Annotated in this window: 15 protein-coding genes and 1 pseudogene; 13 read left to right on the top strand and 3 right to left on the bottom strand. The window is 71.7% G+C overall.

Translation table 11 applies throughout. The features are described 5' to 3' along the window. Positions 1 to 136 precede the first annotated feature (136 nt). The 5 genes and pseudogenes from AWQ70_RS20540 to AWQ70_RS42410 form a co-directional block, all read left to right on the top strand. Complete coding sequence (locus tag AWQ70_RS20540; RefSeq protein ID WP_245647065.1) at positions 137 to 1,615, top strand: class I adenylate-forming enzyme family protein; 1,479 nt, start codon at positions 137 to 139, stop codon at positions 1,613 to 1,615. Then, a complete protein-coding gene (locus AWQ70_RS20535; RefSeq protein WP_067178593.1) occupies positions 1,612 to 3,225 on the top strand; it encodes a condensation domain-containing protein in 1,614 nt (537 codons plus the stop codon). The genes AWQ70_RS20540 and AWQ70_RS20535 overlap by 4 nt, the downstream gene beginning before the upstream one ends. Next, positions 3,222 to 4,148, top strand: coding sequence for a thiamine pyrophosphate-dependent dehydrogenase E1 component subunit alpha (locus AWQ70_RS20530; RefSeq protein ID WP_067178592.1), 927 nt, complete (start codon positions 3,222 to 3,224; stop codon positions 4,146 to 4,148). The genes AWQ70_RS20535 and AWQ70_RS20530 overlap by 4 nt, the downstream gene beginning before the upstream one ends. Continuing rightward, positions 4,139 to 5,218, top strand: a complete 1,080-nt coding sequence (locus AWQ70_RS20525) for an alpha-ketoacid dehydrogenase subunit beta (protein ID WP_067178591.1) — start codon at positions 4,139 to 4,141, stop codon at positions 5,216 to 5,218. Before AWQ70_RS20530 ends, AWQ70_RS20525 begins: the two co-directional genes overlap by 10 nt. Next, positions 5,211 to 5,363 (top strand): annotated as a pseudogene (locus tag AWQ70_RS42410) (biotin/lipoyl-containing protein); the annotation flags it as partial. The gene AWQ70_RS20525 and the pseudogene AWQ70_RS42410, both read left to right, overlap by 8 nt. A 96-nt stretch (positions 5,364 to 5,459) precedes the next feature. Here the strand turns inward: AWQ70_RS42410 and AWQ70_RS41360 are convergent. After that, a complete protein-coding gene (locus AWQ70_RS41360) occupies positions 5,460 to 5,750 on the bottom strand; it encodes a hypothetical protein (RefSeq protein WP_245647064.1) in 291 nt (96 codons plus the stop codon). A gap of 498 nt (positions 5,751 to 6,248) precedes the next feature. Between AWQ70_RS41360 and AWQ70_RS41355 the strand changes: the two genes are divergently transcribed. Further along, positions 6,249 to 6,956: a 2-oxo acid dehydrogenase subunit E2 gene (locus AWQ70_RS41355; protein WP_067178589.1), complete on the top strand. Its 708-nt coding sequence runs from the start codon at positions 6,249 to 6,251 to the stop codon at positions 6,954 to 6,956. Positions 6,957 to 7,070: 114 nt separating this feature from the next. On the opposite strand, the gene AWQ70_RS20510 is transcribed toward AWQ70_RS41355, so the two are convergent. Beyond that, positions 7,071 to 12,107: an Lhr family helicase gene (locus tag AWQ70_RS20510; RefSeq protein ID WP_067178588.1), complete on the bottom strand. Its 5,037-nt coding sequence runs from the start codon at positions 12,105 to 12,107 to the stop codon at positions 7,071 to 7,073. Between the two features lie 1,091 nt (positions 12,108 to 13,198). Here AWQ70_RS20510 and AWQ70_RS20505 point away from each other — a divergent pair. From AWQ70_RS20505 to AWQ70_RS20495, 4 genes are all read left to right on the top strand, one after another. After that, positions 13,199 to 13,687 (top strand): VOC family protein, encoded by a 489-nt coding sequence (locus AWQ70_RS20505; RefSeq protein ID WP_067178587.1) that lies wholly within the window; start codon positions 13,199 to 13,201, stop codon positions 13,685 to 13,687. A 28-nt stretch (positions 13,688 to 13,715) separates the two neighbouring features. Next, the gene (locus AWQ70_RS37825; RefSeq protein ID WP_084517480.1) at positions 13,716 to 13,910 is read left to right on the top strand and encodes a DUF3046 domain-containing protein; all 195 of its coding nucleotides are present in this window, start codon (positions 13,716 to 13,718) and stop codon (positions 13,908 to 13,910) included. Between the two features lie 434 nt (positions 13,911 to 14,344). Next, on the top strand, positions 14,345 to 14,791 hold the full coding sequence (locus AWQ70_RS20500) for an RrF2 family transcriptional regulator (protein ID WP_067178586.1): 447 nt from the start codon (positions 14,345 to 14,347) through the stop codon (positions 14,789 to 14,791). 77 nt (positions 14,792 to 14,868) lie between these two features. After that, the gene (locus AWQ70_RS20495) at positions 14,869 to 16,050 is read left to right on the top strand and encodes a globin domain-containing protein (RefSeq protein WP_067178585.1); all 1,182 of its coding nucleotides are present in this window, start codon (positions 14,869 to 14,871) and stop codon (positions 16,048 to 16,050) included. A 175-nt stretch (positions 16,051 to 16,225) separates the two neighbouring features. On the opposite strand, the gene AWQ70_RS20490 is transcribed toward AWQ70_RS20495, so the two are convergent. Further along, on the bottom strand, positions 16,226 to 16,501 hold the full coding sequence (locus AWQ70_RS20490) for a hypothetical protein (protein WP_067178584.1): 276 nt from the start codon (positions 16,499 to 16,501) through the stop codon (positions 16,226 to 16,228). A gap of 438 nt (positions 16,502 to 16,939) precedes the next feature. Here AWQ70_RS20490 and recA point away from each other — a divergent pair, with 438 nt between their 5' ends. The 3 genes from recA to rny all read left to right on the top strand — a co-directional run bounded on the left by recA (position 16,940) and on the right by rny (position 21,362). Further along, positions 16,940 to 18,037 carry a recombinase RecA gene (recA, locus tag AWQ70_RS20485; RefSeq protein WP_067178583.1) on the top strand — a complete coding sequence of 366 codons (1,098 nt, stop codon included), beginning with the start codon at positions 16,940 to 16,942 and terminating at the stop codon, positions 18,035 to 18,037. 773 nt (positions 18,038 to 18,810) lie between these two features. Further along, complete coding sequence (locus AWQ70_RS39100; protein WP_157530212.1) at positions 18,811 to 19,296, top strand: regulatory protein RecX; 486 nt, start codon at positions 18,811 to 18,813, stop codon at positions 19,294 to 19,296. A gap of 440 nt (positions 19,297 to 19,736) precedes the next feature. Continuing rightward, the gene (rny, locus tag AWQ70_RS20475; protein WP_067178581.1) at positions 19,737 to 21,362 is read left to right on the top strand and encodes a ribonuclease Y; all 1,626 of its coding nucleotides are present in this window, start codon (positions 19,737 to 19,739) and stop codon (positions 21,360 to 21,362) included. Positions 21,363 to 21,522 lie beyond the last annotated feature (160 nt).

Raw genomic sequence — 21,522 nt, 5'->3', positions numbered from 1 at the left:
GGATCGACGCCCCCTCTTGTCGCGCGCCGTCGCGCCGTGTCAGACTCGGCCCTTGAACAACTGGAAACAATCCTTCCAATAAGCCTCCTCGATTCCGTAAGGAGGGGCTTTCATCCGATCTTTCGGAGTTGTTTTGGTGAGAAGTGCAGTCGAAACCCCGACGTTGCCCGCCTTGCTCGCGGCCAGGGCGGCGGCGGAGCCCGACAGGACGGCGATGATCGTCCACGGGGCCGGTGAGTTGACCTTCGCGGAGTGGGAGGAGCGGTCGAACGCCGTCGCCGGCGCGCTGCTCTCCATGGGGCTGGGCGGCGGCGAACGGATCGGACTGATCTTTCCGGGCGCGCGCTGGATCGACTACGCGATCGCATTCATCGGAGTGCTCAAGGCGGGGGCGGTGGCCGTACCCCTGTCGGACCGGGCCCCGGCCGCGGAGGTCGGACGGATCGCCGCGCACTGCTCGGCGTCCATGGTCATCAGGGATCTGGGCGAGCTGCCCCTGGGCTCCGCCGAGCCGTCCGGTAGGCCGAACGACCCGCACGGCATCGCGCAGATCCTCTACACGTCGGGCACCACGGGAACGGCCAAGGGCGTCGCCGCCACGCACGCCAACCTGGCCTTCGGCGCGCTGCTGCGGCCGCGCCGTCCGGCCATGCGGCCGTTCGCGCACTCGCGGCACCTGGTCCACGCCTTCCCGATCGGCACGAACGCGGGCCAGATGATGCTGGTCAACGCGCTCAACGCGCACCCGGCCGTGGTGACCCTGCCGGTCTTCACTCCGGATCGCTTCGCGCGGCTCATCGCGGAGCATCGTGCCGGGACGGTGTTCCTGGTCCCCGCGATGGCCATCGAGCTGCTCGGCCGGGGGGAGCGCCACGACCTGTCCAGCGTGCTGCTGCTCGGCTCCGCCGCCGCGCCGTTGCCGGCGGCCGTCGCGACCGGCCTGGCCGGGATGTTCCCCAATGCGACGATCACGAACTACTACACCTCGACCGAGGCGGCCCCCGCCCAGACCATCATGATCGTCGACCCGGAGCGGCCGGGTTCGGTCGGCAGAGCAGCCGTGGGCGGCGCGGTGCGCGTCGTCTCGCCCGACGGTGACGTGCTGCCTCCGGGGGAGACCGGCGAGGTGTGGATGCGCTCGCCCGCCGCGCCACGCTCGTACTACAACGACCCCTCGACCGCCTCCGTCTTCAGGGACGGATGGATCCGGATGGGCGATCTCGGCCGGCTCGACGAGGACGGCTACCTCTACCTGGTCGACAGGGAGAGCGACGTGATCAAGTCGGGCGCGTTCAAGGTCTCCACGCTCAAGGTCGAGGAGGCGCTCCACGCGCACCCCGCCGTGGTGGAGGCGGCCGCGTACGGCGTGCCCCACCCCGTCCTCGGTGCGGCGGTCGCGGCGGCCGTCGTGCTGCGCGCCCCCGGGGAACGGCCGGCCGGGGCGGGCGGGCAGCGCCCTGGCGAGGCCGCCCCGGTGTCCGCGCCCACGCTGCGGGCCTTCCTCGGCGAACGGCTGGCCCGGCACGAGATCCCCTCCGAGATCGTGACCATGGACGCGCTGCCCAGGAACAACGGCGGCAAGGTGGACAAGCGGGCATTGCGGGCCCGGGCATGAGCACCACAGCGCCGCAGGCGTCGTACGCCCAGGTCGGGATGTGGATCACGGAGCGCATGGGGCGGGCGGGCTCGGCGTACCGCATGCCGCTGCTGGTCACCTTCGACGGGCTGCTCGACGTGCCCCGGCTGGTCCGGGCGTGCGAAGAGCTGATCGGCCGCCATCCCGTCCTCTCGACCGCCGTCGACGAGCGTGACGGCGTCCCGGTTGAGGTGCCGGCCGCCCCTCCGAGCGTGGAGGTGACCCTCGCGGGAGACGTCGACGACCTGGTCCGCGCGGAGATCCGGCGGCCGTTCGACGTCCGGACGGGGCCGCTGGCCCGGTTCCGGATCGCCCGGATCGGCCCCGCCCGGCATGCCCTGATCATCGTGGCGCACCATCTGGTCTTCGACGGCGAGTCCAAGGACGTCCTGGTCCGCGATCTGGCCGCGCTCTACAACGGATCTCCGGTGACGCCGCTCCAGGGCACGTACGCCGACCATGCGGCGGCCGACCGCGAGCGGGTCGCGGAACTCATCGACGACGCCCGCGACTTCTGGCGGACCCGCTGGCGGGAGCCGGGGGACGTGGCCCTGCCCGGCCTGACCTCCTCGCCGGACGGGCCGGGGCGGTCGCGAGGGGCGGAGGACGGGGCGATCCTCACCTTCCGCGCCGAGCTGCCGGACGGGTCCGGCGCGCGGGACGTCTCGCGCTTCGAGCTCTTCCTCGCGTCCGTGCACGCCCTGCTGTTCGCGTACGGCAACGCGGAGCCGGTGTGCGCCGTCGACATGTCGACGCGGACACACGAGACCCGCGATCACATCGGCCTCTACGTCAACGAACTACCGGTGGCGTCGACGCCGACGCCGAGTATGACCGTCGCCGAACTCGCCGCCCGTCTACGCGCGGACCTGCGGGAGCTGTACCGGTTCCGGCCGGTGCCGCTCGCCCGGGCCGTTCGCGGTCTCCGGCCTCGTACGGCGATGGCGCCCGTCTCGGTGAGCTACCGCAGGCGCAGGCCCGCGCCCGAGTTCGCCGGGCTGCGGACGACGGTCGACTGGGCGGTGTTCAACGGCTCCGTCCGCAGCGTCCTGCACATCCAGGCGATCGACGGTCCCGACGGCCTCGACGTGATCACGCAGTACAGCCCGCGCGCCCTTTCGGGGGGCACCCAGATAGTGAAGGACCTCAAACAGATCATGAAAAATCCGGATTCGATGCTCGGGGACATCCTGACCGGCGACAGTCGTACGGAGCCGAGCGGGCTCGCCGACGAGATCAGAGCCATCTGGCAGGAGGTGCTCGGGATCGACGAGATCGGCGACGACGAGGACCTCTTCGACCTCGGCGGCCACTCGCTCACGATCACGCAGATCATCGCGCGGATGCAGAAGCGTCTGGGCATCGAGGTGTCGCTCGACGTCTTCTTCGACACGCCGACGATCGCGGGGGTGGTGGAGAGCGTCGCGCGTTCCGGGAGCGCGTCCGGTTCCGGCACGCCCGGTTCCGGTGCGTCCGGTTCCGGCACCCCCGGTTCCGGCACGCCCGGGAACGTCGCGGTCGCGAGTGGTTCCGGAGCGGCCCTGGTCGGCGCCGGGCCGGACCCGGCCTTCGGGGACGGTGGCCGGTGACCGAGTCCTCCGCCGTACTCGCCCGCCCGCCGTTGCCGGACGACGGCGATCTCGACCTGCTGCTCCTGATCAGGCACTTCGAGCTGGCTCTGCTCGACCTGTTCGGCCAGGGGCGGATCGACGGCACCACGCACACCTGCCTCGGGCAGGAGTACGTGCCCGTCTCCCTCCGTCCGCTGCTCGGCGAGACGGATTACGTCTTCAGCAACCATCGGGGGCACGGCCACTACCTCGCGCGCTTCGAGGACCCGGCCGGGCTGCTCGCCGAGATCATGGGCAGGGAGGGAGCGGTCTGCCGCGGGGTCGGCGGCAGCCAGCACATCTTCCGTGACCGCTACATGTCCACCGGCGTGCAGGGGGAGAGCCTCCCGGTGGCCACGGGAGTCGCCCTGCACCTGAAGAACACCTCGCCCGGCTCCCTGGCCTGCGTCTACATCGGCGACGGCACCTGGGGCGAGGGCGCCGTCTACGAGGCGCTCAACATCGCCTCGCTCTGGCGGCTGCCGCTCCTCGTGGTCGTCGAGCACAACGGGATCGCCCAGTCCACCCCGACCGCCCGGCAGATGGCCGGCACCGTACGGGGCAGGGCAGAGGCGTTCGGAGCGCGTCACTACCGCGTGGACACCTCCGACGTCACCCTGATCAGGGAGGAGCTCGCCCCGCTCGTGTCCGAGGTGCGGCTGGAGAACCGGCCGCTGGTCGTCGAGTTCGCCACCCAGCGGCTCGGTCCGCACAGCAAGGGTGACGACACCCGTCCCCGCGAGGTGGTGCGGGACGCCGAGGCCCACGACTGGTACCGGCGGCTCGCGCAAGCCGACCCCCGCCGGTTCGCCCGCGCGGACGAGGCCCAGCGGGCCCGCGTGGCGGCGCTCGTCGAGGAGGTCTGCGCCCGCCCGCAGTCGAGGTGGGACCCATGCGCGTAGCGGAGAATCTCAACGCGGCCCTGCACGGTGTCCTGGAGGCCCACCCCACGACCTACGTGATCGGCGAGGACATCCTCGATCCCTACGGAGGCGCGTTCAAGATCACGAAGGGGCTGTCCAGCCGGTTTCCCGGCCGTGTGCTCGGCACGCCCATCAGCGAGGCCGGCATCACCGGACTGGCCGCCGGCCTCGCCCTTTGCGGGGACGCGGCCATCGTCGAGATCATGTTCGGCGACTTCGTGGCGCTCGCCTTCGACCCGATCGTCAACTTCGCCGCCAAGTCCGGCTCGATGTACGGGTCCCGCGTGCCGATGAGGATGGTCGTCCGCTGCCCCACCGGAGGAGGACGCGGGTACGGGCCGACCCACAGCCAGAGCATGCAGAAGCACTTCATCGGCGTGCCGGGGCTGTCCGTCTATGAGATGTCACCGCTGCACGACAACCGCGCGGTCGTCGGCGCCATGCTGGCCTCGGGCGAGCCGTCCGTGTTCTTCGAGGACAAGGTGCTCTACACCCGGACCATGTTCGACGTTCTCGAGCCGTTCCGGTACGACATGGTGGCGGCGGGGAACGCGGGGGTCGGCGTCGCGCGCGTCTTCCTCGACGACCCGGAGGCGGCCGACTGCGTCATCGTCGCGCCCGGCGGCATGGTGGAGCGGGCGACCCGGGCCATGCGCGCCCTGCTGCTGGAGCACGAGGTGACCTGCTGCCTGTACGTGCCCTCGCGGCTGTACCCGTTCGACATCTTCGACGACGCCGACTCGCCCGCGTCGCCGGGTTCGAGCCTGTCGGCTTCGCCCGGGGTGCAGGGTTCCGGCGCCGCGCGGCTGCGGGCCGGGCTGCGCGCGGCGAGAGCCGTACTGGTGGTGGAGGAGGGAACCGAAGGCGGCACCTGGGGGAGCGAGGTCGCGCACCGCATCCATCGGCTGATGTGGCGCGAGCTGCGGCGGCCCGTGGTCCAGATCAGCTCCGCCGACAGCGTGATCCCCGCCGCCACCCACCTGGAGAGCCGCGTGCTCGTGCAGGAGTCCGCCATCTACGACGCGGTGCTGGAGGCCCTTCGTGACTGATATCCGGGTGCCGAAGTTCAACAGCAACGACACCTCGTACGTCGTCGTCGAGTGGATCGTCGGGGACGGGCAGCGGGCAGGGGCGGGCGATCCCATCGTGCTCCTGGAGACGTCCAAGGCCACGGAGGAACTGGTCGCCGAGGAGGACGGGTTCGTCTGGCACACGCTTCCAGTGAACGCCGACTGCCCGCCCGGTGCCGTGATCGCCCGCCTCACGACGGAAGGAGAGCGGCCCGCGCCCCTACCGTCGGGCACACCCGGGAACGCCGCCCCCGCCCCCGATCTCAACGGTGCTCCCGGTGCTGGTGATGGCGGTCCTGGTGGTCCTGGCGGTCTTGCAGGTCTTGGAGGTCTTGGCGGCACCGTCGGTGGTCCTGGTGGTGTTGCCCTTGATATCGCCGGTGCTCCCGGTGCTCCCGGTGCTCCTGGTGGTGGTCTTGGTGGTGGTCCTGGTGGTCCTGGCGGCGCTTCCGGTGGCTCCGATGGCGCTTTCGGCCGTGGTCTCGGTGGCGGGGCGATCCCAGTCCGGCATGAGTCAGCGGACACGGCTCACACGTCCACCGGGCGTTCAGCGCCCGGAGCGAATTCTCCGTCAGGGAATGGTCCGTTCGGGGGCGATGCCGGGTTCGGGGCGGGCCGGGCACCTGGCGGGGGGATGCCTCAGGAGCCTCTGATCACCGTGCCCGCCCAGGAGCTGATCGACGAGCTCGGCATCCACCCGGTGGAGGTGCGCGCACTCGGCGTCTCCGTCGTGCGCCGGGCGGATGTCGAACGGCTCATGGCCGGTCGTACGCTGCCCCCCGCACCCGTCCCCGCGCCCGCCGCCCCCGCATCCGACGGTCCCGCGCCCGATGGCCCAGCGCCCGATGGCCCAGCGCCCGATGGCCCAGCGCCCGATGGGGCGGCTACCACTGGCCCTACCGTCGCCGGTCCTGTCGCCACCGGTCCCGCTCCTGCCACCACCAGTTCCGCCCTCGCGGGTCCGGCTGCCACTGGTCTCGCCGTCACAGGCTCGGGACCCACAGGCTCCGTGCCCGTCGGTCCCGCCGCCGACGCCACGGGCGCGCCGTACGAGCTCTCGCGCGTGCAACGGGCGGTGGCGCGGGCGGTGCGCTCTTCGCACGAGACCATCCCGGCGGCGTACACGGCCGTGAAGATCGACATCGGGGCGGCGCTGGAGATGGGGGCCCGGCTGACCCGGGAGATCAGGCGGCCGGTCGGCCTGCCCGAACTCGTGACCTGCGCGGCGGCCCGGCTTCACGAGGCGTTCCCGCTGTTCTACGCCACGCTCGTCGGTGAGGGTTCTGCCAGGACGGCGGAGGCCCCGCACGTCGGCGTCACGATGGACGCCGGCGCGGGGCTCTACGTCCCGGTCGTCCACGATGCCGCCCGCCGTACGGTTCGGGAAGTCGCGACCCGTCTGATGGAGTACCGCCTGGCGGCGGTCACGGGGAACTTCCGCGAGAGCGACCTGGCCGGGGCCAACATCGTCGTGACCTTGCATCACGACGGCGACGTCACGCTCGCGATCCCGCTGATCTTCCCGGGTCACGTGTGCGCGCTCGCGGTGACGACCCCCCAGGCCGAGCTCCGGCTCGACGCGGGTGAGGTGGTCAGCCGGACGGTCGTCGACATCGGGCTCGCCTACGATCACAGGCTGATCAACGGCAGGGACGCCGCACTGTTCCTCCGCGCTCTCAAGCACCTGCTCGAGGAGCCGAAGGCTGCCGTCTCCTGACCTTTCCGGCTTGATGCCGCACCAGGTCCGGCGTGCTTACCAGGCCCCCCGCCCCCGCCCCCGCCCTCGGCCTGGGGGCGAGGGCGGACGGGCCAAGGGCATCCGTCCGGCCGCTCAGGCGCGGATCCGCAGCCCCTTCGGCGTCGGATGGAACCCGGCCGCCTCCAGCGCGGCGGCGAGGGGCGAGTCCGTGATCACCGTGCCGTCGGCTCGCTCGACCGTGAGCTTGCCCAGTGCCCCTTCCCGCACCGCCAGGGCCAGTGCGTCGACCGCCGCCTGGAGCTCGTCGCCGTTGTCGCCTCCGCCGTCCGCTCCGAAGGAGAGCAGCGTCTTGCCGCCCCGCTCCACGTAGAGCACGAGCCGCCCCTCGACCAGGACCACGAGGGCACCCGCCTTACGGCCCGGTTTGTGGGTGACTTCCCCGGGCCGGTCGGGCCACGGCAGAGCCGCGCCGTACGGGTTGGCCGGGTCGGCCGCGGCCAGCACCACCACACGTCGGGGTGCGCGTGGCGCCGGCGTCGTCCACAGGTCCTCCAGCGGTGCGGAACCGGTCGCCGGCGCTGAGGCGGTGGGTGACATGGCCCGCATCCGGTCCACGGCCCCCGCCAGCGCGAACTGCGCGCCGCCGAGCCCCTCGACGAAGTAGCCCCGCCGGCAGCGGCCGCTCTCCTCGAACGCCCGCAGCACCTGGTAGACGGCGGAGAAGCCGCCGGGCAGCCGTTCCGCGCCGACCGCGCCCCTCGTCAGCACGCCGTGCCGTTCGAGCAGGACCTCGGCCTGGGCGTGCGCCCGTTGTGTGCCGTCGTCTGAGGGCGCGGGCAGCAGCCACCACCTGCCGCTGACCGTCGGCGGACCGCTGCGTGTGGGCAGCACCGCCCGACGCCGCAGCGACCGGCTCGCCGGAGGCCGGTGCGCGGGCCGCCCGGAGCCGAGCGTCGACCGCAGCGGAGCGAGCGTGTCGCCGGTGACCCGCCCCGACCAGACCAGGTCCCACAGCGCGGCCGCCAGGGCCGGATCGTCGGGTGCGGCGTCGCCGGGACCGGACGTGCCGATCGTCAGGGAGGCCATCCGATTGGACAACTCGCGGAAGAAGAGCGCGCCCCCTCCACCGAGCGCGGTCAGGACGCCCTCGTGCAGCGGTGTCATCGTGATCGCGGCAGGCTCGGGGAGCAGCAGCGGAGCCGTGTCGGCGAAGTAGAGCGACACCCATCCGTCGCCGCCCGGCAGCGACCCCTGGCCCGCCCAGATGACGTCGCCGGACGCGGTCAGCTCGTCGAGCAGCGCGGGGGAGTATCCCGGCACCCGACCCGGCAGGATCAGGGTCTCCAGCGCCGAGGCGGGAACCGCCGCCCCTTGGAGCCGCTCGATCGCGTTGACCAGGTCGTCCATCGCCCGAGCGGAGCCGCCGCGAGGTCCGCCTCCGACGCCGTGCTCATGGGACGGCCGCGCGGGTGCGACGCCGTGCCACGCGGGCAGGAACGTCGCGAGCGTCTCGGGCGGGACCGGTTCGACCTCCTTGCGGAGCCGGGCCAGTGACCTGCGGCGCAACATCCGCAGCACCTCGGCGTCGCACCACTCCTCGCCGCGCCCGCCGGGGCGGAACTCGCCAGACACGACCCGGCCGGCAGCCGCGAGGCGGCGCAGCGCCTCGCCGACCACCGCTATGCCGACCCCGAAGCGGGCGGCGGCCGTACCGGCGTGGAAGGGCCCGCGCGTACGGGCGTGGCGGGCCACCAGGTCGGCCAGCGGATCCGGCCGCGTCGCGGAGCCGGGTCGGGAACCCGGCGCCGAGCCGGACGCAGAACCGGTGGTCGGGGCGTCGAGGAACTCCTGCGGCACGCCGACGGGAAGGGGTGTGCCGAGGGCGTCGCGCAGCCGCCAGGCGTCCTCGACGGCGGCCCACTGATCCTCACCCGCGATGCGCACCCGGATCGCCCTGCGGGCCCGCTCCAGCTCGGCCAGCCACGCCGGGTCGCCCTCGCGGATCGACACGTCCTGCGCCAGCAGTGGACCGTGGGTGCGAAGCAGGTCGGCCAGGTCCTCAGGATCACGAAGCGGCCGGTCCAGCCGGGCCAGCTCCCGCTCGACCTCGACGATCACGTCGGGGTCGAGCAGCTCACGCAGGTCCGCCTGCCCGAGCAACTCGGCGAGCAGCGCGGTGTCGAGGGCGAGGGCCTGCGCCCGGCGCTCGGCCAGCGGCGCGTCCCCCTCGTACATGAACGCGCCGACATAGTTGAACAGCAGCGACGCGGCGAACGGCGACGCCTGGGCGGTCTCGACCTCGACCAGCCGGACCCGGCGGGACGCGATGTCCCGCATGAGCTGGACCAGCCCGGGGACGTCGAAGACGTCCTGAAGGCATTCACGCATGGTTTCCAGCACGACGGGGAACCCCGCGTACTTGCTCGCCACCCCCAGCAGATGCGCGGCGCGCTGGCGTTGCTGCCAGAGCGGGGTCCGCCGCCCGGGCGTACGGCGCGGCAGCAGCAGGGAACGCCCGGCGCACTCGCGGAACCGCGCGGCGAACAGGGCCGAGCCGCCGAGCTCCTCGGTGACGATCTGCTCGATCTCGTCCGCGTCGAACGCCGCCACATCGGAGGGCGGCTCGTCGAGCGTGTCCGGGATGCGCAGCACGATGCCGTCGTCGGAATGGATCGCCTGCACGTCGAGGCCGTAGCGCTCGCGCAGCCGCCGCCCGATGGCGAGCGCCCACGGCGCGTGCACCCGGGCGCCGTACGGCGAGTGGATCACCACCCGCCAGTCGCCCAGCTCGTCGTGGAACCGCTCGATGAGCAGCGTGCGGTCGTCCGGCACGTACCCGGTGGCGTCGCGCTGCTCCGCCAGGTAGGTCAGCAGGTTGCCGGTGGCGAAGTCGTCCAGCCCGGCCTGCCTGACCCGCGCGGCGGCGGCCCCCTCTCCGCGCGACGGCCGGTCCTCTTCCAAGGCGAGCGCCGCCGGGCGGCCCTTCCCGTCCGTCGTATGCCGGTCCTTCTCACCGGGCCCGGGCACGGCACCGGACGGGAGGCCCGCGGCGGACAGCTCCCGGATGAACGCGCCGATCGCCCGGCCGAGCTCGGCGGGCCGGCCGGGGGCGTCGCCGTGCCAGAACGGCAGCTTGCCCGGCTGGCCCGGGGCGGGGGAGACGAGCACCCGGTCGGCGGTGATGTCCTCGATCCGCCAGGACGTCGCGCCGAGCACGAACACGTCGCCCACACGCGACTCGTAGACCATCTCCTCGTCCAGCTCGCCCACCCGGGAGGCGCGCTCGCCGACGAGGAACACGCCGAAGAGCCCCCGGTCGGGGATCGTGCCGCCGTTGGTGACGGCGAGCCGTTGCGCTCCGGGCCGGCCGCGCAGGGTGCCCGTCACCCGGTCCCACACGATGCGCGGCCGCAACTCGGCGAACTCCTCGCTGGGATATCGCCCGGCGAGCATGTCGAGCGTCGCCTCCAGCGCGCTGCGCGGCAGCGTCGCGTACGGCGCGGCCTTCCTGACGAGGCTCTCCAGCGAGTCGACCGTCCACTCGTCGAGCGCGGTCATCGCGACGATGTGCTGGGCCAGTACGTCGAGGGGATTGCGCGGGTAGCGCAGCTCCTCGATCTGGCCGCTCCTCATGCGCTCCGCGACGACGGCGGTCTGAACGAGGTCGCCGCGGTATTTCGGGAAGATCACTCCTCGTGAGACCGCTCCGACCTGGTGCCCGGCCCGGCCGATGCGCTGAAGGCCGCTGGCCACGCTAGGAGGCGACTCCACGCACGCGACGAGATCGACCGAGCCCATGTCGATGCCCAGCTCCAGGCTGGAGGTGGCGACGACGGCGGGCAGCCGGCCCGATTTCAGCGCCTCCTCGATCTGGGACCGCTCCTCCTTGGACACGGACCCGTGGTGCGCGCGCACGATCTCGGCTGGCGCGCCGCGGGACGCCCCGGCCTGCGCCATCATCTCGGCCGGGGTGCCCAGAGAAGCGCGCGGACGGGAGCCGGAAGCCGCCGGAGTGGCGGCTCCGGCCGCTCCGGCCGATGCGGCCGATGCGGTCGGGGCAGCCGCTGCGGGCCGGGGCGGTTCCTCCCACTCCGGCGGTCGCGATGGCGAGGCGGACTCCGGGGTGCCCGCGACCTGTGGCCCCGCTGTCCCGGAACGCGGCTCGGTGCCCGATGCCTCGGCCTGCCGCGACGAGGGATACGGCGGAGATTCCGGCCCCGCCGCCGGATCGATGAACGCGCGCTCGTCCGCGAGCTCGTTGAGGCGGGTACAGAGCCGCTCCGACAGTCGGCGCGAGTTGGCGAAGATGATCGTGGACCGATGTGCCTCGATCAGATCGAGCAGGTGCTCCTCCACGTGCGGCCAGATGCTCCGCCGGTGCTCGGCCGGCTCGCCGTCCATACCCGGAGGAGGCGGCGCCAGCTCCGTCATGTCCTCGACCGGGACGACCACGTCGACCTCGATGACCTTCTCCGAGGGCGGCTGCACCACCGTGGCGGGGCGTTCGCCGCCCAGGAAGGTCGCCACCTCGGACACCGGCCGTACGGTCGCGGACAGGCCGACGCGCTGTGCGGGACGGGGGAGCAGCGCGTCGAGCCGCTCCAGGGTCAGCGCGAGATGGGCGCCGCGCTTGGTGGCGGCGACCGCGTGCACCTCGTCGACGATGACCGTCTCCACTCCTCGCAACGCCTCGCGCGCCTGGGAGGTGAGGATGAGGAACAGCGACTCCGGCGTGGTGATCAGGATGTCCGACGGGTGGGCCGCGAACCGGCGCCGGTCCTCCGCCGACGTGTCACCCGAGCGGATCGCCACGGAGATCTCCGGCACGGGAAGGCCGAGCCTGCGGGCGGTCTGCCTGATCCCGGTGAGCGGCGCGCGCAGGTTCCGCTCGACGTCCACAGCCAGGGCCTTGAGAGGGGAGACGTACACCACCCGGCACAGCCGTTCGGGCCGCTCGTCGTCGGCGCGCTCGGCGTGCTCGGCGGCGAGCCGGTCGAGCGACCAGAGGAAGGCCGCGAGCGTCTTGCCGGAGCCGGTCGGAGCGACGACCAGAGTGTTGTCACCGCGCGCGATCGACGACCACGCGCCCTCCTGCGCGGCCGTGGGCGCGGCGAACGCGCCGGTGAACCACTCTCTGGTCACCCGGCCGAAGAGGTCGAGCACGCTCACCGGGCACCCGCGACTGCGTGGGGGCCCGGTCCCTCAGGGCGAAGTGGGACCGCGGAACGGTCTCGCATGGTGTTCTCCAAGTTCTCCCGGCTCCCCGGGGTCTCGGGGCGCTCCCGGTTGTCGGGTCTCTCCAGGTTCTCCGGCTTCTCTCGGTGTCGTGGTCGACGGCCGTGGTCGTGTCCCGGTCGCGTCGCCGGCGCGGGCCCGCCCACGAACGGACGCCGCCGGAGCCGCGCGTACGCGTGAGGTCGCGGAGCAGCCGGGTCGCGCGGCGGACGCGGCGAGGGCCGGGACGCGAGCCCGCGCCGGCGTTCGCCGGACGCCTCCCGCGGATCGGCGTGACACGGGAGGCGTGTGCCTGGTCGCGTACCCGCTCCGTGATCCCTCGGCGGTGGGTGCTCCATGGCCTCTCCCAGGCTATGGCCATCGTCCGCATGGGAATCTCGCACGGCCCCCGCCTGTGCGACGGCAGTCGGAGTGAAGGGGCGCGCCGCGTCCGGGGCCGGCGCGAGCGCCGGCGACTCCAGGGAGACGTACGCGACTGTCCCGGCCGACCACGACGCGCCGCTTCGCCCCGTCGGGACGGGCGCGAGCTCGGGTGGCACCGGGGAGCTCATCGCGTTCCGGACCGGTGCTCGCGCGGCAGACATGAGGGGGTACGGAGCCACGGCGCGGCGGGGGCGCCGACGAACCACGTCACTCAACGTGTCCTCCTCTGGTCTGGGAGCGGGCCGGATCCTTCGTGGCCGGGCGAGGGTGTCAGCTCGCCATCATGCATCCCGCCTCCGACAGAAACGGACGTGATCTCTCCACGGCGATGCGGAGGCCGGGGTCCGCGCCCCTCGAACGGCCGGGACGCGTGAAAGCACGGAAAGTCGCATGGCGCGCCACGGCGACATGATCGAGACGCTGGGCCGGCCGAGGACGGGATGCGTGTCCGGCTCTGGACGGGGTTCTGGTGGATGGGGCCGGTTTCCGGCGGCGAAAGGGGAGAGCGTCCCCTGCCCCTGAAAGGGGGACGTTCCACTTAAAAGCCGTGTTCTGTCCTCTGGAAGCGTTGATTATCCGGGAAAGCGGACAACCATACGGATATGGACATCGACTACGAGGCCATCGAACGGAAGCGATCCCTGATCCGGGAACGCCACCTGCGCGAGAACCGCCCGCCGAGCAGTGCCCGAGGGCTCCACCACTTCGCACTGCTGTCGTCGGACCCCGAGCGCACGATCCGGTTCTACCAGGACCTCCTGGAGTTCCCGCTGACGGAGATTTTCGAGAACCGCGATTACAAGGGGTCCAACCACTTCTTCTTCGACATCGGAAACGGGAACCTGCTGGCGTTCTTCGATCTGCCCGGTCTCGATCTCGGCCCGTACCAGGAGGTTCTCGGCGGAGTGCACCACATCGCGATCTCCGTCGAGCCCGCGACCTGGGAACGGCTGCGGGGCAAGCTGGAGGCGGCGGGCGTGCCGCACCAGATCGAGAGCGGGGCGTCGATCTACTTCCGCGACCCGGACGGCGCCCGTCTCGAACTGCTCGCCGACCCGCTCGGGGAGATGTACGGCTCTCGCGTCATTTGAGGGCCCTCCGCGGCACCATACTTGTGGGATGCGCCTGACGGACTTCTGGAGTCGTATGCACCGCCACTTCGGCGAGGCGTACGCCGAATCGTGGGCGAAGGACTATGTCATCGCCGACCTCGACGGCAGGACGGTCGAGCAGGCCCTGGCCGACGGAGTGGCCGCCAAGCGGGTCTGGCGGGCCGTCTGCACGGTCGTCGACGTGGACCCGAAGCTTCGCTGAGCCGCACACCGCACCCCCGCTGAGGGCCCGTCCCTCGTCCGCTGTCCGGGTACCGCCGTCCGGGCCCGCACAGGCGCCGGAGCCGCCACTCGCGAGGTCGATCGCGCGCCTCGCCGCTCGCCATGCCGTCATGCCCGGCGTCACCCCGGTCTCCGTTTCGCGCAGGGCTGATTCGCCGGCCCGGGCCGGTCGAGCGCCGCTCGTGCGGTCCCCGCACGGTCGCCCGTGCCCGTGAGTCGCCGGTGAGCGCGCGTCCTGTGCCGTAGGCCCTTTCGCGGGATCCTTCGCCGCGCCCGCTGCCCCTGGGCGGCCGACAGCCGCGCGTCTCCGCTGGTGGCGGCCGCGTTCTCGCTCCGCGTCCTCCCTGGTCATCGGGGTGCGAACCGGGAGCCCCAAATATGACCCCTAGATGCCAGTTTGATACCTTTTGTGGTGTGCGACTGACGAAGTTCACCGACTTGGCGCTGCGGGTCACCATGCGCCTGGCGGTGATGGACGGGGCGGAGGAGCTGCCCACCTCCAAGCAGGTGGCCGCGTCCGTGGCCGCGCCGTACACGCACGTCGCCAAGGTGGTCAGCCGGCTGCAGCACCTCGGCGTCCTGGAAACCCGGCGGGGGAGGGGAGGCGGTCTGGAGATCACCGGCGCCGGCCGAGACGCCTCCGTCGGCTGGCTCGTGCGTCATCTGGAGGGCACCGACGACGTGGTCGGATGCGATGACCAGCCGCCGTGCCCCTTGCGGGGAGGCTGCCGCCTGCGACTGGCGTTGCGTGAGGCGCAGGAGGCGTTCTACTCATCGCTCGACCCGCTGACCGTACGTGACCTGGTCGGTGGCTCCTCCAAGCCGGTGCTGCTCCAGTTGCTCGCCTCCCCACCTGCCTGACCTCGTCGATTCATACCTTCGCCGCGGAAAGACGCGGCCAGAAATTGGTATATAAAAAGCAGATTCAGGAGTTTGCCATGCTCTCAGAGAAGTCGGCTGCCGTCGTCCGCGCCACGCTGCCCGCCGTCGGAGGGGCCATCGGGGACATCACCCCGATCTTCTATCGCAAGATGTTCGCCGCTCATCCGGAGCTGCTGCGCGACCTCTTCAACAGGGGCAACCAGTCCAACGGATCGCAGGGGCGCGCGCTCGCCGGCTCCATCGCCGCCTTCGCGGTCGCGCTGCTGGAGAACCCGGACACCCGCCCCGAGCAGCTGCTCGCCCGCATCGCGCACAAGCACGCCTCCCTCGGCATCACGGCCGAGCAGTACGGCATCGTGCACCGTCACCTGTTCGCCGCGATCGCCGAGGTGCTCGGGGACGCGGTGACCCCGGAGGTGGCCGCCGCATGGGACGAGGTCTACTGGCTGATGGCGGGCGCGCTGATCGCGCTGGAGGCGCGGCTGTACTCCGAGTCGGGTGTCGCGGACGGAGACGTGTGGCGCCCCTGGCGGGTGGTCGGGCGGGTCGAGGAGACCCCTGACGTCGCCACCTTCATGCTGAGGCCGGCCGACCGCGGCCCCACGCCGTCCTTCCGGCCGGGCCAGTACGTCTCCGTCCAGGTGGAGCTTCCGGACGGCGCGCGCCAGATCCGGCAGTACAGCCTGTCCTGCGCGCCCGGTGGCTGCGACCACTGGATCTCCGTCAAGAGGGTGACGGGCGACCCCGAAGGCGAGGTCTCGAACTGGCTGCACGCCAACGTCCGCGAGGGAGACATTCTTCGCGTGAGCGCCCCCTTCGGTGACGTCGTCCTCGACGAGGGCGACTCCCCCCTCCTGCTCGCCTCCGCGGGAGTCGGCGCGACCCCGATCATCAGCATGCTGGCCCACCTCGCCGCCACGGCGACCACGCGGCCGGTGACCGTGGTGCACGGCGACCGCACCCCGCTCAGCCACCCCTTCCGCAGCGAGCTGGAGCTGCTCACCGAGAAGATCCCACAGGCCGTCGCGCACGTCTGGTACGAGGAGCCGGAGGACGGGTGGCCCGCCGAGCGCACCGGCCTGGTCGACCTGGGCGGAGTCGAGGTCCTCGAAGGCACCCGCGCCTACCTGTGCGGGCCCGTGCCGTTCATGCGCTCCATGCGGGAGCGGCTGCTCGGCCTGGGCGTCCCGGCGGACCGCATCCACTACGAGGTCTTCGGTCCCGACCAGGGGCTCTAGACGATTTCCCGCGACCGACGCGAGGGCGTCCGGTTCCGTTCGAGCGGGAGCCGAAGTGGAGCGCTCCCGAACCCGGGGCGGCTCGGCGCCGGCGGACCGGCTGGAGCGGTCCGGACGCCCGCCTGACCGAGCGAGAACCGGCCGCTCCGCTGCGGGTGACCCCGCCGGAGCGGCCTCAGCCGGCTGCGGACAGCAGTTCCGTGACGGCGTCGGCCGTCTTCTCCGGGGCCTCGGCGCTCTCCTGTCCGTCGGGAGACCACAGGAACACCCAGCCGTCGGTCGTCGGCGCGGCGAAGACGATCGTCTGGTTCCCGGTGTCCGGGTGCCACACCCAGAGAACGGGATCGTCCCCGCCCAGCATGCGGCCGACGAGCCCGCGCTCAGGGAGCCGCCCCGCGAGTTCCTCCAGGTGCGTACGGCGCTGCGGTCCGTAGGTGCTGGTGCTCGTCACATGGCCGCCTTGAGGGGAGAACCGGCTTTCCTTCAGGATCGCCGCAGGTCACCGGGCAGGCAACAGCGGTGACGGAATGCCCGGGAATGTGACTTCGAGGTTGGGGTGGGGACCGGTGCCGACGCCCGGGGCTCCCGGGACCCCGCATGGGGAGGACGCTGGACATCCCGGGCGGGCGGCGGGGCGTCCGGGTGCGGGCGCGAGGTGAGTCTCCACACGTTCGATGTGATCGAACAGTCGTTCGGCTATATTTGAACGGCCGCCGCAGGGTGTGCCGTGTCCGGTGGGCAGCGCAGCCGCCTTCCGGGCCTCCTCGGGGCCTCCCGGAGGTGTTCGGCATCGGTTTCCGAGTGCCGGCTTCCGGAACTCCGGAAAATGTCGGTGGCACCCCGTAGCTTTCCGGTGACCAACAGACCACGACCCTCCAGGGGGCACCCAATGGCAATCAACGACCGCGAGAAGGCCCTTGAGACCGCCCTCGCGCAGATCGAGCGGCAGTTCGGCAAGGGCTCCGTCATGCGCCTCGGCGACGACGCGCGCGCCCCGGTCGAGGTGATCCCGACCGGCGCGATCGCCCTCGACGTCGCCCTCGGCATCGGCGGCTTCCCGCGCGGTCGCATCGTCGAGGTCTACGGGCCGGAGTCCAGCGGTAAGACCACGGTCGCCCTGCACGCGGTGGCCAACGCGCAGCGGGCCGGCGGCATTGCCGCCTTCATCGACGCCGAGCACGCGCTCGACCCGGAGTACGCGAAGAAGCTCGGCGTCGACGTCGACGCGCTGCTCGTCTCCCAGCCCGACACCGGTGAGCAGGCCCTCGAGATCGCCGACATGCTGATCCGCTCCGGCGCCGTCGACATCATCGTCATCGACTCGGTGGCCGCCCTTGTGCCCAAGGCCGAGATCGAGGGCGAGATGGGCGACAGCCACGTGGGTCTCCAGGCGCGCCTGATGTCCCAGGCCCTGCGCAAGGTCGCCGGCGCGCTGAATCAGACCCGCACCACCGCCATCTTCATCAACCAGCTCCGCGAGAAGATCGGTGTCATGTTCGGGTCGCCCGAGACCACCACGGGTGGTAAGGCGCTGAAGTTCTACGCCTCGGTCCGGCTGGACGTCCGGCGGATCGAGACGCTCAAAGACGGCACCGAGCCGGTCGGCAACCGCACCCGAGTCAAGGTCGTCAAGAACAAGATGGCGCCCCCCTTCCGTCAGGCCGACTTCGACATCCTGTACGGCATCGGCATCTCCCGTGAGGGCGGCCTCATCGACATGGGGGTGGAGCACGGCTTCGTGCGCAAGGCCGGCGCCTGGTACACGTACGAGGGCGATCAGCTCGGCCAGGGCAAGGAGAACGCCCGCAACTTCCTGAAGAACAACCCCGACATCGCCAACGAGATCGAGAAGAAGATCAAGGAGAAGCTCGGGGTCGGCCCGCGTCTGGACGCGGCCGCCGAGGCGCCCGCTCCCGCTCCTGCCGCGGCGGCTCCCTCCGGCGGGCGCGGATCCAAGGCGGCCACGCCCAAGCCGGGTGATGTCTGAGCGCGGCCGTGAGGCGTGACGAGTCTCCCGGCCCCGTGAACGAGCCGTGGCCGGGCGACGGAGACCAGGGGGCGTCGCCACGGGAGGTTCCCTCATTGGAGGCGCTGCGAGAGGCGATCCGCGCCCGTGAGCGTGGGGAGCCCTCGGAGAGCACACCATCGAGCAGTCCACCTCGGCGTTCTCGCCGTCGTGCGGATCGCGCCGATGTCTTCCGTGGGGACACGTTCGGGGATGACGGCGTGTTCGGTGGTGGCGCCCCTTCCGGCGGCGCGGGCGCTTTCGACGGCGGGGCCCCTTCTGGTGATGCGGGTCGTTCCGGCGGCGGCGCCCCCTCTGGCGGCGCGGACGCTTTCGACGGCGGGGCCACATCTCGTGGTGCGGGTCGTTCCGGCGGGGTCCCTCCTCGCGGCGCCGGTCGTTTCGGCGGTGGGGTCTTTTCCGGCGGCGCGGATGCTTTCGACTTCGGGGGCGCCTTCGACCTGGCAAACACCTTCGGCGGGGAAGCGCATGACGGCGCGGGCTCCGCCGGCAGGCGGAAGGCGCGTCGTCGGCGCGGCGCTCCTGGCGGGGACGCGTTCGGCGATGATGCCGTTTCCGAGGACGGGGACGTTCTCGGCCGGGGGAGGGCACGTGGCCGGCAGCGGGGTCCTCGCGGCGGTGACCGGTTCAGCGGTGACGCTTCGGATGCTGGGGAAACTTTCGGGGGCGTCGGCGATGCGGACTCCCGGGCCGCGCGGAGGCCGGCCGAGGATCCGGAGGCGGCGGCCAGAGCGATCTGTCTGCGGCTGCTCACCATGGCTCCGAAGACGCGGGCCCAGCTCGCCGAAGCGCTGCGCAAGCGGGAGGTGCCCGAGGAAGCCGCGCAGGCGGTGCTGGAGCGCTTCTCCGAGGTGGGCCTCATCGACGACGAGGCGTTCGCGGCGGCATGGGTGAGCTCCCGGCACGCCGGGCGCGGCCTCGCGCGGCGGGCGCTCGCGCAGGAGCTGCGCCACCGGGGCGTGGACGAGGACACCGTCAACGAGGCCGTCGAGCAGCTCGACCCCGAGCAGGAGGTGGAGACGGCGCGGAGGCTGGTCGCCCGCAAGCTTCCGGGCACGCGCGGTCTTGATCCTCAGACGCGTACGCGCCGACTCGTCGGCATGCTCGCCCGCAAGGGGTACGGCGCCGGGCTCGCTTTCCGGGTCGTGCGCGAGGCACTGGAGGGCGAGGGCGACGACGTCGACGACGTCGACGATCTCTTCGACGGTGACGTGCGGTGATGACGGCGAGGGTGTGCGCGAGGCGCTGACGCCCAGTGGGGCTCCAGAGGGGCAAGCGAGGTTCTGATGCTGCATCCTGGCCAGAGGCTCCAGAGGGGCAGGTGAGGCGTTGACTCCGTGTGCCGACCCGGGGCACACCTGAGGGGGGACCGTTTCCCACTGTGGATGTGACCGGAAAAAGCTATTTGACGCCACTCCTTTGCTTGCCCGTTACCTCGCTGACGCTTAATCTCGACCGCAGTGAGGAGTTACTCCGCAGTGCGGATTGCCATATCGGTGGATGACAGAACGAGCGATCTCGACCGGCTTGCCGGCCATGACGGCCGCCCTCCGGGCTGCCGGATTTCACGACGTTCCGTTGACGTCGCCGCGGACTGCCGTGCTGCGCGCGTGACCCCCTCGCTAGCTCGAAGTTGCGACGCGAGGAGGGGTGAGCGCGCATGAATACGATCGTGATCGTGCTGGCGCTGGCGGTGGTGCTGCTGACGCTCGTAGCGATTGCCGCGCTCGTCATGGTCGTGCGCCACACCGGGGGCGTCTCCCGGTCCCGAGGCCCTTCACCCGAGCAGCTCGCCGCGGCCGAGGCCGAGGTGAACGAGGAGCTTGAACAGGCCAGACGCGAGGCCGAAGAGATCCGCGGCAAGGCCGAGAGGGACGCGGGCGAGATCGTCAGGAAGTCCGAGTCCCTCGCCGAGGGCGCGGCCCTGATGCGCAAAGAGGTCGAGGAGGAGGCGCGCACCCTCAAAGGCGAGATCAAAGAGCTGCGCGCCGACCTGGAACGCCGGGAGGGCCGCCTGGTCGAGCGGGAGCAGCGGCTCGACGAGGAGGCGCGCAGGCAGGCCGAACGGGCACGCAAGCTGGCCGAGACCGAGACGGAACTGGCCGATCGCCGGGTCGAGCTGGACCAGGTCGCCGAGAACCGCAGAAAGATCCTTGAGCGGGTGGCGGGGCTCACCGCGGATCAGGCCAAGAACGAGCTGGTCAAAGAGATCGAGAACCAGGCCAAGCGCGAGGCGGCCCTGATCGTCCGTGAGATCGAGAGCGAGGCGCGCAAAGAGGGCGAGAAACGCGCCTGCAAGATCGTGACGCTGGCGGTCCAGCGGGTGGCCACCGAGCAGACCGCGGAGTCCGTGGTCAGCGTGCTGCACCTGCCGGGCGACGATATGAAGGGTCGCATCATCGGCCGTGAAGGCCGCAACATCAGGGCCTTCGAGTCGACGACCGGAGTGAACCTGATCATAGACGATACGCCCGAGGCGGTGCTTCTCTCCTGTTTCGACCCGGTCCGGCGGGAGACCGCACGGCTGACCCTGGAGCGGCTCGTGCTCGACGGCCGCATCCACCCGCAGCGCATCGAGGAGGCGTACGAGCGCAGCAAGGGCGAGGTGCGCGACCTGTGCGTCCGCGCGGGTGAGGACGCTCTCGTGGAGCTCGGCATCACCGAGATGCACCCCGAGCTGATCACACTGCTCGGCCAGCTCCGCTACCGCACGTCCTATGGGCAGAACGTGCTCAAGCACCTGATCGAGTCCGCGCACATCGCCGGGATCATGGCGTCCGAGCTGCGGCTCGACCGTGACCTGGTGAAGCGCTGCGCCCTGCTGCACGACATCGGCAAGGCACTCACCCATGAGGTCGAGGGCAGCCACGCCCTGATCGGCGCGGAGATCGCCCGCCGGTACGGCGAGCACGAGGACGTCGTCCACGCGATCGAGGCGCACCACAACGAGGTGGAGGTGCGTACGGTCGAGGCGGTGCTCACCCAGGCGGCCGACGCGATCAGCGGCAGCCGTCCCGGGGCCCGGCGCGAATCTCTCGAGGCCTACGTGAAGCGGCTGGAGCGGCTGGAGGAGATCGCGCAGTCGTTCGACGGCGTGGAGAAGGTCTTCGCGATGCAGGCGGGGCGCGAGATCAGAGTCATGGTCCGTCCCGACTCCGTCGACGACATCCAGGCACAGGTCATCGCCCGGGACGTCGCCAAGCAGGTGGAAGAGGAGCTGACCTACCCCGGCCAGATCCGCATCACCGTCGTCCGCGAGTCCCGGGCCACCGAGTTCGCCCGCTGACGGGCTGGTCGGCGCCGGAGGCCGGGGCTGCCGGGCGGAAGCCGTGAATGACCCGGTCAAGCTTGTGTGACAGGCCACGCGCCACCAAGGGCCGGCCGAGCCGGACGGCGGTCCTGTCACGGGCGAGCGAAAAGCGGTCCTGCCACGGCCGAGCCGACGG

Origin of the sequence: Microtetraspora niveoalba (assembly GCF_001570405.1) — a bacterium.
Taxonomy (GTDB): Bacteria; Actinomycetota; Actinomycetes; order Streptosporangiales; family Streptosporangiaceae; genus Microtetraspora; species Microtetraspora niveoalba.
The sequence above is the reverse complement of the archived record's forward strand: the minus strand, read 5'-3'. Positions and strand labels throughout refer to the sequence as shown.

Excerpts from the sequence above, each read along its gene's own strand:
- AWQ70_RS20535 (WP_067178593.1), top strand. The coding sequence starts at position 1,612 with ATGAGCACCACAGCGCCGCAGGCGTCGTACGCCCAGGTCGGGATGTGG.
- AWQ70_RS20525 (WP_067178591.1), top strand. The coding sequence starts at position 4,139 with ATGCGCGTAGCGGAGAATCTCAACGCGGCCCTGCACGGTGTCCTGGAG.
- AWQ70_RS41360 (WP_245647064.1), bottom strand. The coding sequence starts at position 5,750 with ATGCCGGACTGGGATCGCCCCGCCACCGAGACCACGGCCGAAAGCGCC.
- AWQ70_RS20505 (WP_067178587.1), top strand. The coding sequence starts at position 13,199 with ATGGACATCGACTACGAGGCCATCGAACGGAAGCGATCCCTGATCCGG.
- AWQ70_RS37825 (WP_084517480.1), top strand. The coding sequence starts at position 13,716 with ATGCGCCTGACGGACTTCTGGAGTCGTATGCACCGCCACTTCGGCGAG.
- AWQ70_RS20495 (WP_067178585.1), top strand. The coding sequence starts at position 14,869 with ATGCTCTCAGAGAAGTCGGCTGCCGTCGTCCGCGCCACGCTGCCCGCC.
- recA (WP_067178583.1), top strand. The coding sequence starts at position 16,940 with ATGGCAATCAACGACCGCGAGAAGGCCCTTGAGACCGCCCTCGCGCAG.
- rny (WP_067178581.1), top strand. The coding sequence starts at position 19,737 with ATGAATACGATCGTGATCGTGCTGGCGCTGGCGGTGGTGCTGCTGACG.